We start from the raw sequence: 15,232 nt of genomic DNA on the forward strand, positions 1-15,232 counted from the left end.
TTGTCCCCAGTACGGAGCTCATGATGTCTACGTCCGCAGACAAGGTCGTCGAGGCGCTTCGCGCCTCGCTCAAGGAGACGGGCCGCCTCCGTCAGCTCAACCAGCAGCTGACCGCTGCCGCCCGGGAGCCCATCGCGATCGTCGCGATGTCCTGCCGCTACCCGGGCGGCGTCGCCAGCCCCGAGCAGCTCTGGGACCTGGTGGCCTCCGGCAGCGACGCCATCGGCGGTTTCCCGACCGACCGGGGCTGGGACCTGGCCAACCTGTACGACCCGGACGCCGACCGGGCCGGCCACTCCACCACGCGGGAGGGCGGCTTCCTCTACGACGCGGCCGACTTCGACGCCGAGTTCTTCGGCATCTCGCCGCGCGAGGCCGTGGCGATGGACCCGCAGCAGCGGCTGCTGCTGGAGACGTCGTGGGAGGCGTTCGAGCAGGCCCGGATCGCCCCCGCGTCCATGCGCGGGCAGAAGGTCGGCGTCTTCGTCGGAACCGCCGCCAACGGCTACGGCGTGGGCCCGCAGACCGAGGTCGAGGGCACCGACGAGGGCTACCTGCTGACCGGCACGGCCACCAGCATCGTCTCGGGGCGGATCGCGTACGCCCTCGGCCTGGAGGGCCCCGCCGTCACGGTCGACACCGCCTGCTCGTCGTCGCTGGTCGCCCTGCACCTGGCCTGCCAGGCGCTGCGGCAGGGCGACTTCGACCTGGCCCTGGCCGGCGGCGTCTGCGTGATGGCCACCCCCGCCCCGTTCGTGGGCTTCTCCCGGCAGCGGGGGCTCGCCCCCGACGGCCGGTGCAAGTCGTTCGCCGCCGCCGCCGACGGCACCGGCTGGTCCGAGGGCGTCGGCATCCTGCTGGTGGAGAGGCTGTCGGACGCCCAGCGCAAGGGGCACCCCGTCCTCGCCGTGATCGCCGGCAGCGCCGTCAACCAGGACGGCGCGTCCAACGGCCTCACCGCCCCCAACGGGCCGGCCCAGCAGCGGGTCATCCGGCAGGCCCTCGCGAACGCCCGGCTGACCACGGCCGACGTGGACGCCGTCGAGGCGCACGGCACCGGCACCGTCCTCGGCGACCCGATCGAGGCGCAGGCGCTGCTGGCCACGTACGGGCGGGACCGCCCCGCCGACCGGCCGCTGCTGCTCGGCTCGATCAAGTCGAACATCGGCCACAGCCAGTCCGCCGCGGGCGTGGCCGGCGTGATCAAGATGGTCATGGCGATGCGGCACGGGCTCGTCCCGTCCACGCTGCACGTCGACGAGCCGACGCCGAAGGTGGACTGGTCGGCCGGCGAGGTGTCGCTGGTGACCGAGGCGACGCCGTGGCCGGTGACCGACCGTCCCCGCCGGGCGGCCGTCTCGTCGTTCGGCATCTCCGGCACGAACGCGCACACCATCCTGGAGGAGCCGCCCGCCGCCGACGCCGCGGCCCCCGCCGACGCCGGCCCGGCCCCCGCCCTGCCGGCGATTCCCGTGCTGCTGTCCGCCCGGTCGGAGGCCGCGCTGAGGGCGCAGGCGGGCCGCTGGGCCCGGTGGCTGGACGACGACGAGACCCTCCGGCCGGTGGACGTCGGCTGGTCGTCGGTGGTGTCGCGCTCCGCGCTGGAGCACCGCGCGGTCCTCACCGCCACCGGCCGAGAGGACCTGCTGGCCGGGCTGCGCGCCCTCGCCGCCGGCCAGCCGTCCGGCGCGGTCGTCGCCGCTCAGGCCGCCGACCGGGGCCCGCTCGCGGTGCTCTTCTCCGGCCAGGGCGCGCAGCGCGCCGGCATGGGTCGGGAGTTGTACGCCGAGTTCCCGGTCTTCGCCGCCGCGCTCGACGAGGTGTGCGTGTACCTCGACGCGCTGCTGCCGCGCCCGCTGAAGGACGTGCTGTTCGCTCCCGAGGGTTCCGCCGAGGCGGAGCTGCTGGACCAGACCGCGTTCACCCAGGCCGGCCTGTTCGCCGTCGAGGTGGCGCTGTTCCGGCTCGTGGAGTCCTTCGGGATCACACCGGACTTCGTGGGCGGGCACTCGATCGGCGAGGTCGCCGCCGCGCACGTGGCGGGGGTGCTGTCGCTGGCCGATGCGGCGGCGCTGGTGGCGGCGCGGGGTCGGCTGATGCAGGCGCTGCCTACCGGCGGCGGGATGCTGGCCGTCGCGGCCACCGAGGCCGACGTCCTCGCCACGCTCGACGGTCTGGCCGACGTGGGGATCGCGGCCGTGAACGGGCCGACGTCGATCGTGGTCTCCGGCGCGGTCGAGGCCCTGGCCGAGGTGGAGCGGCTCTGGCGGGACCGGGGCGTACGCACGCGCCGGCTCACGGTCAGCCACGCGTTCCACAGCCCGCTGATGGAGCCGATGCTCGCCGAGTTCCGGGCCGTCCTCGACGGGCTGACCTTTGCCGCGCCGGCGCTGCCGATCGTGTCGAACGTGACCGGGGCGCTCGCCGACGCCGACGAGATCCGCACCGCCGACTACTGGGTGCGCCACGTCCGGCAGGCCGTCCGCTACGCCGACGGGGTCGCCGCGCTGCGCGCCGCCGGCGTGGACGCGTTCCTGGAGATCGGCCCGCGCAGCGTACTGACCGCGATGACCCGGGACGTGCTGAGCGGGCAGGAGCCGGCGGACGCCGACGACGACACCCCGGTCATCGCCGTGCCCGTCCTGCGCGCCGACCGCCCCGAGGCGCGGGCCCTGCTCGCCGCCCTCTCCGAGCTGCACGTCAACGGGGCGCCCGTCGACTGGCCGGCCCTCTACGCCGGCGCCGGCGCGACCCCGGTCGCCCTGCCCACGTACGCGTTCCAGCGGCAGCGCTACTGGCCCGAGCAGATGCCGGTCTCGGTCACCGGCCCGGTCAGCCCGGACGTGGTGGACGTCGAGTTCTGGTCGGCGGTGGAACGCTCCGACGTGGCGGCCCTCGCCGCGCAGTTCGGCGACGACGGGGCGGACGTCCTGGCCCCGGCCCTGCCGGTCCTGTCGTCCTGGCGCAAGGCGCGGCTGCGGGACGCGGTCGTCGACGGCTGGTCGTACCGGGTGGTGTGGAAGCGGACCGCCGCCCCCGCGCCGGTCACCCCCTCCGGCCGCTGGCTGCTTGTCGAACCGGCCGGCGACGCCCCCACGACGGAATGGGCCGAGGCGCTCGCGGGGGCGCTGACCGCCGCCGGCGGCGAGGTGTCCCGGCTGGCGGTGGACCCGACGGCGGAACGCGAGCACGCGACGACGCGGGTGACCGAGGCCGTGGGGGACACCCCGTTCACCGGGATCGTCTCCCTGCTGGGCCTGCTGGACCGGCCGCACCCCGGCCAGCCGGCGGTGCCGCTCGGCACGGCCGCCACGATGACGCTGGTGCAGGCCCTGCACGCGGCCGACGTCGCCGCACCCCTGTGGACGGTGACCCGGGGCGCGGTCGGCACCGGGGACGCCGACCCGGTCCGCAGCGTCGCCCAGGGCGGCCTGTGGGGCCTGGCCCGGGTCGCCGGGCTGGAACACCCGCAGCTCTGGGGCGGCCTCGTCGACCTGCCGGACGGGCCCGACCGGAGCGACTGGGACCACCTGGTGGGCGTCCTGACCGGCGGCGGTCCGGAGGACCAGGTCGCCGTCCGGCCCTCGGGCGTCTTCGTGCGCCGACTGGTGCGCGCCACGCCTGCGGCCGTGGGCACGGTCGAGCGCTGGCAGCCGTCGGGCACGGTGCTGATCACCGGTGGCACCGGGGCGCTCGGCGCCCACGTGGCCCGCTGGGCGGCGGCCAACGGCGCGGCGCACGTCGTGCTGACCAGCCGCCGGGGCGACCGCGCCCCGGGGGCGGCGGAGCTGCGCGACGAGCTGACCGGGCTCGGCGCCCGGGTGACCCTGGTCGCCGCCGACATGGCCGACCGCGCCCGGGTCGAGGCGCTGCTGCGCGACGTCGACGCCGACCCGGCGCCGCTGACGGCGGTGGTGCATGCCGCCGGGGTGGGCCAGCTGAACATGCTGGCCGACACCGACCTCGCCGGGCTGGCCGGAGTGCTGGACGGCAAGATCGCCGGTGCCGTGCACCTGGACGAGCTGCTGGGCGACCGGCCGCTCGACGCGTTCGTGCTCTTCTCCTCCATCGCCGGCATCTGGGGCAGCGGCGGACAGGCCGCGTACGCCGCCGGCAACGCCTTCCTCGACGCGCTCGCCGAGCGGCGCCGCGCCCGCGGCCTGGCCGCCACCGCCGTGGCCTGGGGACCCTGGGCCGAGGGCGGCATGGCCAGCGGCGAGGGCCAGGAACTGCTGGCCCGGCGCGGCCTCAGCCCCATGTCGCCCGCCCAGGCCGTGTACGCGCTGCGCAGCGCCGTCGGCCGGGCCGTGCCGTCGGTGACCGTGGCGGACGTCGACTGGTCCCTGTTCACCCCGGCGTTCGCCGCCGCCCGCGCCCGCCCCCTGCTCGACGACATCGCCGAGGCACGCGACGCCCTGCGCGTGGTCGACGCCGAACCGGAGGACACCGCCGGCGGCGGGCTGCGGCAGCACCTGCTGACGCTGCCCCGCGCCGAGCAGGACCGCTACCTGACCGACCTCGTACGCACGCACACCGCCGCCGTGCTCGGCCACTCCGGCACCGAGCTGGTCAAGGCGAACCGGGCGTTCAAGGAACTGGGCTTCGACTCGCTGACCGCCGTCGAGCTGCGCAACCGGCTCGGCGCCGCCACCGGGCTCACCCTGCCCACCACCCTGGTCTTCGACTACCCGAACCCGGCCGCCCTCGCCGACCACCTGTCGGCGACGCTGCGCCTGCACGAGGTCGACACCGTCACCACCTGGGGCCCCGCCGGGCCGGTGGACGACGACCCGATCGTCATCGTCGGCATGAGCTGCCGGTACCCGGGCGGCGTGGCCAACCCGGACGACCTGTGGGACCTGGTCGCCACCGGGCGCGACGGCATCAGCGGCTTCCCCGACGACCGGAACTGGGACATGGGCCGGCTGCTGGCCGTCGACGCCGACGGGCGACCCGTGTCGCACACCCGCGAGGGCGGCTTCGTCGACGGCGCCACCACGTTCGACCCCGGCTTCTTCGGCATCTCGCCGCGCGAGGCGGTCGCCATGGACCCGCAGCAGCGCCTGCTGCTGGAGGCGTCCTGGGAGGCCGTCGAGCAGGCCGGCATCGACCCGGACGAGCTGCGCGGCAGCCGTACCGGCGTCTTCGTCGGCGCCTCCCCGTCGGGCTACGGCACCACCGACACCCCGGCGGAGCTGGCCGGATACCAGCTCACGGGCGGCGCGCACAGCGTCATCTCCGGCCGGGTGTCGTACACCTTCGGGCTGGAAGGCCCGGCGGTCACGGTCGACACCGCCTGCTCGTCGTCCCTGGTGGCGGTGCACCTGGCCGCCCAGGCGCTGCGCGGCGGCGAGTGCGACCTGGCGCTGGCCGGCGGCGTCACCGTCATGGTGACCCCGGGCGCCTTCGTCGAGTTCTCCCGCCAGGGCGGCCTCGCCCCGGACGGGCGCTGCAAGTCCTTCGCCGCCGACGCCGACGGCACCGGCTGGTCGGAGGGCGTCGGCGTGCTGCTGGTCCAGCGGCTCTCCGACGCCCGACGGCAGGGCCGCCAGGTGCTCGCCGTGATCGCCGGCAGCGCCGTCAACCAGGACGGCGCGTCCAACGGCCTCACCGCCCCCAACGGGCCGGCCCAGCAGCGGGTCATCCGGCAGGCCCTCGCGAACGCCCGCCTGACCACGGCCGACGTGGACGCCGTCGAGGCGCACGGCACGGGTACGACCCTGGGTGACCCCATCGAGGCGCAGGCCCTGCTGGCGACCTACGGCCAGGGCCGCCCCGCCGACCGGCCGCTGCTGCTCGGCTCGATCAAGTCGAACATCGGCCACAGCCAGGCCGCGGCCGGTGTCGCCGGCATGATCAAGATGGTGCAGGCGATGCGGCACGGCCTGCTCCCGCAGACCCTGCACCTCGACGAGCCGACCCCCCACGTGGACTGGGCTGCCGGCGCGGTGTCCCTGCTGGCCGAGGCGCGTCCCTGGCCGGTGGTGGACCGGCCGCGCCGGGCCGCCGTGTCGTCGTTCGGCATCAGCGGTACGAACGTCCACCTGATCCTGGAGCAGCCGCCCGCGCCGACCGGCGGGGACGAGCCGGAGGTCGAGGGCGAGCCGTCGCGGACGCCGTCGGTGCTGCCGGTGCTGCTCTCGGCCCGGGACGCGGCCGGACTGTCGGCGCAGGCCGACCGCTGGGCGCAGTGGCTCAGCGGCACCCGGACCTCGCGCCCGCTCGAAGTGGCCTGGTCGTCGGTGGCGTCGCGGTCCGTGCTGGAGCACCGGGCGGTCGTGTCCGGGGCGACCCGCGACGAACTGCTGGCGGGCCTCGAAGCCGTGGCGGCGGGCGAGCCCTCGGCCGGCGTGCTCACCGGCCCGGGCGGTCAGCGCGGCCAACTCGCACTGCTGTTCTCGGGTCAGGGCGCGCAGCGCGCCGGCATGGGCCGGGAGTTGTCGGCGGAGTTCCCGGTGTTCGCCGCCGCGCTGGACGAGGTGTGTGCGCACCTCGACCCGCTGCTGCCGCGTCCGTTGCGGGAGGTGCTGTTCGCTGAGGCGGGCACCCCGGAGGCGGGGTTGTTGGATCAGACGGTGTTCACGCAGGCCGGGTTGTTCGCGGTCGAGGTGGCGCTGTTCCGCCTGGTGGAGTCGTTCGGGGTCGTGCCGGACATGCTTGCCGGTCACTCGATCGGTGAGGTGACCGCCGCGCATGTCGCGGGCGTGCTGTCGCTGGCTGACGCGTGCCAGCTCGTGGCTGCGCGGGGTCGGTTGATGCAGGCGTTGCCCACGGGTGGCGGGATGCTGGCCGTGGCCGCTGACGAGGCTGCGGTGGTGGAGTCTCTCGCTGGGCTGACCGACCGCGTCGGCATCGCCGCGGTCAACGGGCCGACCGCCGTGGTGGTGTCCGGTGCCGTCGAGGCCCTCGACGAGGTGGAGCGGATCTGGCGCGACCGCGGCACCCGCACTCGCCGGTTGACGGTGAGCCACGCGTTCCACAGTCCGTTGATGGAGCCGATGCTCGAGGAGTTCCGGGCGGTCCTGGAGGGGTTGACGTTCGCCGCGCCGCTGCTGCCGGTCGTGTCGAACGTGACCGGTGCGCTGGCCGGCGACGAGATCCGTACGGCCGACTACTGGGTGCGGCACGTGCGGGAGGCCGTCCGCTTCGCCGACGGGATCACCGCGCTGCGGAACGCCGGGGTGGACACGTTCCTGGAGGTCGGGCCGCAGAGCGTGCTGACCGCGATGGCCGCCGACGTGCTGCCCGCCGACGACGCCGTGCTGGCTGTCGCCGTGCAGCGTCGGGACCGGGCGGAGGCGCACGCGCTGCTGCACGCCCTCGCCGAGCTGCACGTGCACGGCGTTCCCGTGTCCTGGCCGCAGTGGTTCGCCGATGCCGGCGCGCGCCGCGTCGACCTGCCCACGTACGCCTTCCACCGCGAGCGGTACTGGCTGCCGCCGGCCGGCCAGTCGGCCGACGTCTCGGGAGCCGGCCTCGGCGTGGCGCGGCACCCGCTGCTCGGCGCGGCGGTGTCGGTCGCCGGCGAGGACATGGTCGTGCTGACCGGCCGGCTGTCGGTGTCGACCCACCCGTGGCTCGCCGACCACGTCATCTCCGGCGCCGTGATCGTGCCCGGCACCGCCCTGGTGGACCTCGTCGTCCGGGCGGGCGACGAGGTCGGTGCCTCCCGCGTCCGCGAGCTGACCGTGCTCGCCCCGCTCGTGCTGCCCGCCACCGGCGGCGGGGTACGGGTACAGGTCCGGGTCGGTCCCGTCGACGGGACCGGCAGCCGCTCGGTGACCGTGCACTCCCAGCCCGAGGACGACCCGGAGTCGGGCTGGACCCGGCACGCCGACGGCCTCGTCAACGCCCCCACGGCAGACGAGCCCACGGTGGGCGCGTGGCCGCCGCCCGGCGCGTCCGAGGTGGACGTCACCGGCTGGTACCCGGCGGTGGCCGAGCACGGGCTCTCGTACGGGCCGGTCTTCCGGGGGCTGCGGCGGGCGTGGACCGCCGAGGGCGAGGTGTTCGCCGAGGTCGCCCTCCCCGACGAGGTGATCGGGGACCCGGCGGGATTCGGGGTGCACCCGGCGCTGCTGGACGCCGCGCTGCACCCCGTCGGGCTGCTGCCCGCCGACGAGGCCGGCGGCGGGGCCCGGGTGCCGTTCGCGTTCGAAGGGGTGCAGGTCCACGCGGTCGGGGCCCGGACGCTCCGGGTCCGCCTCACCGCCACCGGCAACTCCGTGCGGCTGGTCGCCGTTGACGAGACCGGCGTGCCGGTGGTGTCGGTGGACTCGCTGACGCTGCGCGAGCTGACCGGCATGGCGGCGCCCTCCGACGAGGCGCACCGATCCCTGTTCGAGGTGTCCTGGCAGCCCGAGCAGATCACCGCGCCCGACGGCGCGTACGGCTGGGCCGTGCTCGGTGACCGCCCGCTCGACGGCGCGCCGCAGCTTCCGGCGTACGCCGAGGTCGCGGCGGTGGCCACGGCGGTGACGGACGGAACGGCCCCCGCTCCCGCGGCGCTGCTGCTGCCCGTCACCTCGGCCGCCTCCGGGGCGGACCTGCCCGACGCGGCGCGGTCGGTCACGGCGGACGTCCTCGGCGCGGTGCAGGCCTGGCTGGCCGCCGATGCCCTGGCGGACTCGCGGCTGGTCGTGGTGACCCGCGGCGCGGTGGCCACCGGCACGACCGACCGCGTCGCCGACCTGGCGGGCGCCGCGGTCTGGGGCCTGCTGCGCTCGGCCCAGTCGGAACACCCCGGCCGGATCGTGCTGGCCGACCTCGAACCGGGCGTCGACCTGGACGCCGACCTGCTGGCCCTGCTCGCCGCAGCCGCCGACGACCCCGCCCTCGGCGGGCAGTTCGCGGTGCGGGCGGGCACGGCGTACCTGCCGCGGCTGGTCCGCGCCACCGGCGACGCGCGTACCCCGGCGACCCTGGGCCGGGGGACCGTCCTCGTCACGGGCGGCACCGGCTCGCTGGGCGCCCTGGTGTCCGAACACCTCGTCACCGCGTACGGCGTGCGCTCGCTGGTGCTGGCGTCCCGGCAGGGCCCGGCGGCCCCCGGCGCCGACGAGCTGGTGCAGCGGCTGGCCGCGCTGGGCGCGACCGCCCGGGTGGTCGCCACGGACGTGACCGACCGCGAGCGCGTCGGCGAGCTGGTCCGGGCGATCACCGCCGAGGACCGCCTGGCCGGGGTGGTCCACACCGCCGGCGTCCTCGACGACGGCGTCATCAGCGGGATCACCGCCGAGCGGCTGGCGGACGTGCTGGCCCCGAAGGTCACGGCCGGCTGGTGGCTGCACGAGGCGACCGCCGAGCTGGACCTCGACCTGTTCGTGCTCTTCTCCTCCGTCGCCGGGGTGCTCGGCTCTCCCGGCCAGGCCGCCTACGCGGCCGGCAACGCCTTCCTGGACGCCCTCGCCGTGCTGCGGGTGCAGCGCGGACTGCCCGCGGTCAGCCTCGCGTGGGGCATGTGGGACACGGACGGCATGGCCGCGTCGATCAACGACACCGACCGGGCGCGGGTGACCCGGGCCGGTCTGGTCCCGATGACCGCCCCGGTCGGGCTCGGGCTGTGGGACGCCGCCCTGGCCCACGGCGGCGCGGCGCTGGTGCCGGCGGTGGTCGACCTGCCCGCCATGCGGGCGCAGACCGCCGCGGGCCGGGTGCCGGTGATGCTGCGGGCCCTGGTGGGACCGGGCACGAAGCGTCGCCGCTCCGGCTCCGGCGCCTGGGTCGACCGGCTGGCCGGGCTCGACCCGCAGGAGGCGCGCACGCAGGTGGCCCTGCTGGTCCGGGGGATGATCGCGCAGGTCCTCGGTCACGGCGGCGCCGAGGCGGTGCCAGCGGACCGGGCGTTCCGGGAACTGGGCTTCGACTCGCTGACCGCCGTCGAGCTGCGCAACCGGATCAACGGCGCGACCGGGCTGCGGCTCACGTCGACGCTCGTCTTCGACTACCCGACCCCCGGCGCCCTGTCGGAGCACCTGTACGAGCAGCTGTCCGGCCAGGTCGCCGACCAGCAGCAGGCCGTGCGGGCGACCACCGTCGACGAGCCGATCGCGATCGTGGGCATGGCCTGCCGCTACCCGGGTGGCGTGACGAACCCGCAGCAGTTGTGGGACCTGGTCGCCGCCGGGGCCGACGGCATCGGCGAGTTCCCCACCGACCGGGGCTGGGAACTCGACCGGCTCTTCCACCCCGACCCGGACAACCCCGGCACGTCGTACACCCGGCACGGTGGCTTCCTGTACGGGGCCGCCGAGTTCGACCCGGACTTCTTCGGCATCTCGCCCCGCGAGGCGATCGCGATGGACCCGCAGCAGCGGCTGCTGCTGGAGACCTCGTGGGAGACGTTCGAGTCGGCCGGTCTCGACCCGCAGCGGTTGCGCGGCAGCCGGACCGGCGTGTTCGCCGGCCTGATGTACCACGACTATGCCTCCGGCGTGCAGGACCTGCCCGAGGGCGTGGGCGGTTACCTCGGCACCGGCACCTCCGGCAGCGTGCTGTCCGGTCGGGTGGCGTACACGTTCGGCCTGGAGGGGCCGGCGGTCACGGTGGACACGGCGTGCTCGTCGTCGCTGGTGGCGCTGCACCTCGCGGTGCAGGCGTTGCGCTCCGGTGAGTGTGATCTGGCGCTGGCCGGTGGCGTGACGGTGATGGCGACGCCCGGCACGTTCATCGAGTTCTCGCGGCAGCGTGGCCTGTCGGCCGACGGCCGGTGCAAGTCGTTCGCCGCCTCGGCCGACGGCACGGGCTGGTCCGAGGGCGTCGGGGTGCTGCTCGTGCAGCGCCTCTCCGACGCCCGGCGCGAGGGCCGGCGGGTCCTGGCGGTGGTACGCGGATCGGCGATCAACCAGGACGGCGCGTCGAACGGGCTGACGGCCCCGAACGGTCCCTCGCAGCAGCGGGTGATCCGGCAGGCCCTCGCTAACGCGCGGCTCACCACCGCCGACGTGGATGCCGTCGAGGCGCACGGCACGGGCACCACCCTGGGTGACCCGATCGAGGCGCAGGCCCTGCTGGCGACGTACGGGCAGGACCGGCCGCAGGACCGGCCGCTGTGGCTGGGCTCGATCAAGTCGAACATCGGGCACACGCAGGCCGCCGCCGGGGTGGCCGGCATCATCAAGATGATCATGGCGATGCGGCACGGGCTGCTGCCGTCCACGCTGCACGTCGACGAGCCGTCCCCGCACATCGAGTGGAGCGCCGGGGCGGTCTCCCTGCTCACCGAGGCACGCGACTGGCCCGTGGCGGGCCGGCCGCGCCGCGCGGCGGTCTCGTCGTTCGGAGTCAGCGGCACCAACGCGCACGTCATCATCGAGCAGCCGCCCGCCGAGGCGGAGCCCACCCGGGGCGAGGGCGCGCCGACGCCCGGCGACGAACCCGCCGCCGAGCGGCTGCCGGCCCCCGTGCTGCTGTCGGCCCGGTCCGAGGCCGCCGTCGCGGCGCAGGCGGAGCGCTGGGCCGGCTGGATCGCCGGCGACGAGGAACTGCGCCCCGTCGACGTCGGCTGGTCGTCGACGGTCAGCCGCGCCGTGCTGGAGCACCGCGCGGTGGTCACCGCGACGGACCGGGACGAACTGCTGGCCGGGCTGCGTGCCCTCGCCGCCGGCGAGTCGGCCGCCACCGTGGTCACCGGCACGGGCACGACGCGTACGCAGCTGGCTGTGCTCTTCTCCGGCCAGGGCGCGCAGCGCGCCGGGATGGGCCGGGAGCTGTCCGCCCTGTTCCCGGTGTTCGCGACCGCGCTCGACGAGGTGTGCGCGCAGCTCGACCCGCTGCTGCCGCGCCCGCTGCGGGAGGTGCTGTTCGCCGAGGCGGGCAGCCCCGAGGCGGAGCTGCTGGACCAGACCGTCTTCACCCAGGCCGGTCTGTTCGCGGTCGAGGTGGCGCTGTTCCGCCTCGTGGAGTCGTTCGGGATCGTGCCCGACGTGGTGGCCGGTCACTCGATCGGCGAGGTGACGGCGGCGTACGTGGCCGGGGTGCTGTCCCTTGCTGACGCGTGCCAGCTCGTGGCTGCGCGGGGTCGGTTGATGCAGGCGCTGCCCACGGGTGGCGGGATGCTGGCCGTGGCCGCTGACGAGGCTGCGGTGGCGGAGTCTCTCGCTGGGCTGACCGATCGCGTCGGCATCGCCGCGGTCAACGGGCCGACCGCCGTGGTGGTGTCCGGTGCCGTCGAGGCGCTGGACGAGGTGGAGCAGGCCTGGCGGGACCGGGACGTGCGTACGCGCCGACTCACCGTCAGCCACGCCTTCCACAGCCCGCTGATGGCGCCGATGCTCGACGAGTTCCGCGCCGTCCTGGCGGGGCTGACGTTCCGGGCGCCGCTGCTGCCGGTGGTGTCGAACCTGACCGGAGCGCTCGCCGAACCGCAGGAGATCACCCGCGCCGAGTACTGGGTGCGGCACGTGCGGGAGGCCGTCCGCTACGCCGACGGCATCGCCGCCCTGCGGGCCACCGGGGTCGACACCTTCCTGGAGATCGGCCCGCAGAGCGTCCTGACCGCGATGAACGCCGACCTGCTCGCCGAGGACGCGCTCGCGGTGGCCGTCCAGCGCCGGGACCGTCCCGCCCCGCAGGCACTGCTGCACGCCCTCGCCGACCTGCACGCCCACGGCGTCCCGGTGACCTGGACGCAGTGGTTCACCGACGCCGGCGCCACCCGGGTGGACCTGCCGACGTACGCCTTCGAGCACCAGCGGTACTGGCTCGGCGCAGGCCAGGCGCGTACCGCCGACGTGTCCGGCGCGGGCCTCGGCGTGGCCGGGCACCCGCTGCTCGGCGCGGCGGTCACCGTCGCCGGCGCGGACATGGTGGTGCTGACCGGCCGGCTGTCCCTCGCCACCCACGCGTGGCTCGCCGACCACGTCGTCTCCGGCGCGGTCATCGTGCCCGGCACCGCCCTGGTGGAGTTGGCCGTCCGGGCCGGCGACGAGGTGGGCGCGTCGCGGGTGCGGGAGCTGACCGTGGCCGCGCCGCTGGTGCTGCCGGAGGCCGGCGCGGTACGGGTGCAGGTGCGCGTCGGCGCGGCCGACGAGGCCGGCACCCGGGTCGTGGCGGTGCACTCGCAGTCCGAGGGCGACCCGGAGGCCGACTGGGTCCACCACGCGGAGGGCGTGCTGGAGCCGGCGACGGCCGACGAGCCGAGCCTGGGGGAGTGGCCCCCGACCGGCGCGTCCGAACTCGACCTCGCGGGCTGGTACCCGACGCTGGCGGAGCACGGCCTGACGTACGGGCCGGTGTTCCAGGGGCTGCGCCGGGTGTGGACCGCCGGCGACGACGTGTACGCCGAGGTCGTGCTGCCGGACGAGGCGGCGACGGAGGCGGCGCGCTTCGGCGTGCACCCGGCCCTGCTGGACGCCGCCCTGCACCCGATCGGGCTGCTGCCCGGCACCGAGGGGTCGGGCGGGGCGCGGGTGCCGTTCGCGTTCGAGGGTGTGCAGGTGCACGCCTCGGGTGCGCGGGTGCTGCGGGTGCGGCTGTCGCGTACGGGCTCGGCGGTGCGCCTGGTGGCGTGCGACGAGTCGGGCGCGGCCGTGGTCTCGGTCGACTCCCTCGCCCTGCGCGAGCTGACCGGCGTGACCGCGGCGGGCGCGGCGGCCCGCTCGATGTTCGAACTCACCTGGCAGGCCGAGGAGATCGCCGCCGCCGGGGACCTCTCCGGGTGGGCGCTGGTCGGCGCGCCGGCAACCGCCGACCTGCCGGCGTACGGCGACGTCGAGGCGCTCGTCGCGGCGGTCGACGCCGGCCGGACGGTCGCACCGAAGGCGCTGCTGCTGCCGCTCGACGCGCCGGAGAGCGCCGTCCCCGACGCGGTACGCGCGGCGACCACGGCCGTGCTGGCGACCGTCCGGTCCTGGCTGTCGGCCGACGTGCTGGCGGAGTCGCGGCTTGTGGTGGTGACCCGGGGTGCGGTGTCGGTTGCGGCGGACGACCGGGTGTCGGACCTGGGCGGTGCGGCGGTGTGGGGTCTGCTGCGTTCGGCGCAGTCGGAGCACCCGGGTCGCATCGTGCTGGCGGACGTCGACGGTGACGTGGATGCCGGGCTGCTGGGTGTGTTGGCCTCGGTGGCTGACGAGCCGGTGGCGTTCGGTGGTCAGGTCGCGGTGCGCTCGGGTGGGGTGTTCGTGCCGCGTCTGGTGCGCGCGGTGGCCCCGGCGTCGGTGGAGACGCCGGTCGTGGGTGACGGTGCGGTGCTGGTGACCGGCGGTACGGGTGCGTTGGGTGCGCTGGTAGCGGAGCACCTGGTGTCGGTGCACGGCGTGCGGTCGCTGGTGCTGGTGTCGCGGCGGGGCCTGGAGGCCGCGGGTGCTGGCGAGCTGTCGGAGCGGCTGTCGGCGCTGGGTGCGTCGGTGCGGGTGGTCGCGTGTGACGTGACGGACCGGGACCAGGTGTTCGGTCTGGTGGCCGAGGTTTCCGCCGGGGGCCGCCTGGCGGGTGTGGTGCACACCGCCGGTGTGTTGGACGACGGGGTGATCGAGCGGGTCACCGAGGAGCGTCTGGCGGGGGTGTTGGCGCCGAAGGTGTCGGCGGGTTGGTTCCTGCACGAGGCGACGGCGTCCCTCGCGCTGGACCTGTTCGTGGTGTTCTCGTCGGTGGCGGGTGTGCTCGGTTCGCCGGGTCAGTCGGCGTACGCGGCGGGCAACGCGTTCCTGGACGGGCTTGCGGTGTACCGGCGGCAGCTCGGGTTGCCTGCCGTCAGCCTGGCGTGGGGCATGTGGGACACGGCGGGTATGGCGGCGTCGATCGAGGAGGCGGATCGGGCGCGTTCGGCGCGGGCTGGTCTGACGCCGATGAGCGCCGAGGTCGGGCTGGAGCTGTTCGACGCCGCCCTGGTGGCGGAGCGGCCGACGTTGGTGCCGGCCGTGATCGACGTACCGGCGATGCGCGCAGCGCTCGGCGCCGGCCCGGTGCCAGCCGTGCTGCGTACCCTGATCGGGTCGACGGCGGCCCGGCGACGGGCCGCGCGGGGCGGCGACTGGGCCAACCAGCTCGCGGGCCTGGCACCCGACGAGGCGCGCGCCCAGATCGACGTGCTGGTGCGGGGCCTGGTCGCGCAGGTGTTGGGGCACGGCGGTGCGGAGGCGGTGCCGGCGGACCGGGCGTTCCGGGAGTTGGGCTTCGACTCGCTGACCGCCGTGGACCTGCGTAACCGGTTGAACGCGGCCACCGGGCTGCGGCTGGCTTCGACGCTGGTGTTCGACTACCCGACACCGGCCGTGCTCGTCGACCACCTGCA

The 15,232-nt window shown here is 75.8% G+C and carries 1 protein-coding gene (cut by a window edge); it reads left to right on the forward strand.

Features of this window, described 5'->3' with window-relative positions; all coding sequences use genetic code 11:
• Positions 1-23 precede the first annotated feature (23 nt).
• Positions 24-15,232, forward strand: the 5' portion of a protein-coding gene (locus tag ACPXCB_RS25955) for a type I polyketide synthase (protein ID WP_425878252.1). The gene runs 14,638 nt beyond the window's last position; the window shows 15,209 of its 29,847 coding nt (coding positions 1-15,209); the start codon lies at positions 24-26; the stop codon falls past the right edge of the window.

It is taken from the genome of Micromonospora sp. DT62, assembly GCF_049847285.1.
Classification (GTDB): domain Bacteria; phylum Actinomycetota; class Actinomycetes; order Mycobacteriales; family Micromonosporaceae; genus Micromonospora; species Micromonospora reichwaldensis.